At 55.8% G+C, this 2,131-nt stretch carries 2 protein-coding genes; both read right to left on the bottom strand.

Features of this window, described 5'->3' with window-relative positions; all coding sequences use genetic code 11:
- Nucleotides 1-1,259 (bottom strand): ATP-dependent Clp protease ATP-binding subunit ClpX (clpX, locus tag Q8K05_RS05335; protein ID WP_305245483.1); only part of this gene is annotated, 1,259 nt, incomplete at its 3' end.
- Between the two features lie 118 nt (nt 1,260-1,377).
- Nucleotides 1,378-2,031: an ATP-dependent Clp endopeptidase proteolytic subunit ClpP gene (gene clpP / locus Q8K05_RS05330; protein ID WP_305245482.1), complete on the bottom strand. Its 654-nt coding sequence runs from the start codon at nt 2,029-2,031 to the stop codon at nt 1,378-1,380.
- Between the last annotated feature and the right edge of the window lie 100 nt (nt 2,032-2,131).

Genomic DNA, 2,131 nt, shown 5'->3' with positions numbered 1-2,131 from the left:
TTCTTCGCAGTTTCGCGGTACACCAGCAGTGGTGCCTTGTTCTCTTCGATCGTGGACTCATCCACCACGACTTTTTCGACATTACTGACGTTGGGCAGATCGAACATGGTGTCGATCAGTGACTGCTCCAGAATAGAGCGCAAGCCGCGCGCACCCGTTTTGCGGGCCAGGGCCTTGCGGGCAATCGCTTTCAGGGCAGAGGGCCGAATCTCCAACTCCACGCCCTCCATGGAGAGCAGCTTGCTGAACTGCTTGACCACCGCATTTTTGGGCTCTGTCAAAATTTGCACGAGCGCGTCTTCGCTGAGCTCGGCCAATGTTGCGACCACCGGCATGCGGCCCACCAACTCGGGGATCAGGCCGAACTTGATCAGATCTTCGGGCTCGACTTCCTTGAAGGCATCGGTCAGGGTACGCGCTTTCTTGCTTTTGACGGCTGCGCCAAAACCAATGCCCGACGCCTCGGTACGGTTTTCAATGACTTTTTCCAGCCCCGAGAAAGCCCCACCGCAAATAAACAGAATATTGGTGGTGTCGACCTGCAGGAAATCCTGGTTTGGGTGCTTGCGCCCGCCTTGCGGCGGCACTGAGGCCATCGTGCCTTCAATCAGCTTGAGCAGCGCCTGCTGCACCCCTTCGCCCGACACGTCACGGGTGATGGAAGGGTTGTCGGATTTGCGGGAAATCTTGTCGATCTCGTCGATGTACACGATCCCCTGCTGGGCGCGGTCGACTTCGTAGTTACAGCTTTGCAGCAATTTCTGAATGATGTTTTCAACGTCTTCACCCACATAACCGGCTTCGGTCAGGGTGGTGGCATCAGCCATGACGAAAGGCACGTTGAGCGTACGCGCCAGCGTTTGAGCCAGCAAGGTCTTGCCCGAACCCGTGGGGCCAATCAGCAAAATATTACTCTTGGTCAGCTCCACATCGTCTTTTTTGGGGCTGTCCTTGTGACGCAGGCGTTTGTAGTGGTTGTACACGGCAACGGCCAGCGTACGCTTGGCCGGGTCCTGGCCAATCACGTAGCCGTCCAGTGTTGCCTTGATTTCCGCCGGCGTAGGCAAATCGGTGCGCGTTTCGCGCGCATCCAAGCCAGCGGGCAGTTCGTCACGGATGATCTCGTTGCAAAGATCTATGCACTCGTCACAAATAAAAACTGACGGACCTGCAATCAGCTTTTTAACTTCGTGCTGACTTTTACCGCAGAAGGAGCAGTACAAAGTCTTTTCGCTTGAGGAGCCTTTTTTCTCGGCCATTGATGGGGTGCCTTTAAGGTGCCTGGGGGAACTGATGGCTAATGATAACCAATAAAAAAACGGCGTTTCCGGCACAGAAAACGCCGTTGCTGCCGTGCAACTGGAAGCTTTTGAGCGCTTAGGGACGCTTGGAGATAACCTGATCGACCACGCCGTAGTCCTTGGCTTCGTCGGCAAACATGAAATAGTCGCGCTCGGTGTCGCGCTCAATTTTTTCAATCGTCTGGCCGGTGTTCGCCGCCATGATGCGGTTGAGCTGGTCACGCGTTTTCAGGATGTCCCGGGCATGAATTTCGATGTCCGTGGCCTGGCCTTGCGCGCCGCCCGAAGGCTGGTGAATCATCACGCGCGAATTGGGCAAGGTAAAGCGCTTGCCTTTGGCGCCTGCCGACAGCAAAAACGCGCCCATGCTGGCGGCCATGCCCACGCAGAGGGTGGACACATCGGGCTTGATGAACTGCATGGTGTCGTAAATCGCCATGCCCGCCGTGACAGAGCCGCCGGGCGAATTGATGTAGAAAGAAATATCCTTGTCAGGATTTTCGCTTTCCAGAAACAGCAACTGCGCCACCACCAGATTGGCGGTCTGGTCATTGACCGGGCCGACCAGAAAAATGACACGTTCCTTCAGCAGGCGCGAGTAAATGTCGTAAGAACGTTCGCCCCGGCCCGACTGCTCGATCACCATGGGCACCATGCCCAAGCCTTGCGTGTCCTGGCTGCCCGCTTGCGGGTTGCCATAGGCACCCCCATAAATACTGCTTCGAATCATCAATTTTTCTCCAGAGATGTTTGTACTGTACTTGCAATGAATTGGGGCCTGTACCGCAAAGCACAAGCCCCAGTTTCAGGAGAGCCTACAGGCGGTCAGT

This window comes from Polaromonas sp. (genome assembly GCF_030682935.1).
Lineage (GTDB): Bacteria > Pseudomonadota > Gammaproteobacteria > Burkholderiales > Burkholderiaceae_C > Polaromonas.
The sequence above is the reverse complement of the archived record's forward strand: the minus strand, read 5'-3'. Positions and strand labels throughout refer to the sequence as shown.